The organism is Pseudomonas sp. O39 (assembly GCF_045447295.1).
Lineage (GTDB): Bacteria > Pseudomonadota > Gammaproteobacteria > Pseudomonadales > Pseudomonadaceae > Aquipseudomonas > Aquipseudomonas antarctica_A.
Window position 1 is genome coordinate 1 of sequence record NZ_JBJGXV010000072.1, and the last position, 566, is coordinate 566.

The following is a 566-nucleotide window of genomic DNA, read 5'->3' on the forward strand; positions in this document are numbered from 1 at the left end:
ACTCGTCTGGTTGAGGCTTTGCCTTCAATGCTGTGTGTACGGTTTAAGGTTTCAGCATCAACTCCGTGAACAAGAGGGGCAGGCGGTAGCCCCTCATCCACTTGTGCTTTTTGGGTAGGCGTCTCTGAATTTTTTTGTGGTTTACAGCCATCTCCCCCAGGGCAGGCATTCAATCCTGACGGATCTACCCACCCAGTAGGGTTGGGCACGTATTGATAGCCGTTAATCCCACCCGCCAACTTCACCGGGTCAGGCGTCAGGTAACGACCAATATCCGGATTGTAGTAGCGATGGCGGTTGTAGTGCAGCCCGCTTTCCGGGTCGAAGTATTGGCCTTGGAAGCGTAGCGGATTGTCGATTTTGCTGATATCGAGTCGGGCAATCTCACCGTAGGCGCGGTAGTGCGCCGACCAGACGATTTCACCGTCAGGCGCGGTCAGCTCCTGCGGTGTTCCGAGGTGGTCGAGTTGATAGTGGTAAGGCTGGGTCTCTTTCGGGCCAAAGCCTTCCAGCAGTGCCAGAGGCCTAAAACTGTCCGGCTCGTAGATGTAACTGCGATGACGATT

Annotated in this window: 1 protein-coding gene; it reads right to left on the reverse strand. The window is 54.9% G+C overall.

Annotation, left to right across the window (positions count from 1 at the left end; all coding sequences use genetic code 11):
- Positions 1-566 (reverse strand): RHS repeat domain-containing protein (locus tag ACI77D_RS29340; protein WP_407018102.1); only part of this gene is annotated, 566 nt, incomplete at both ends.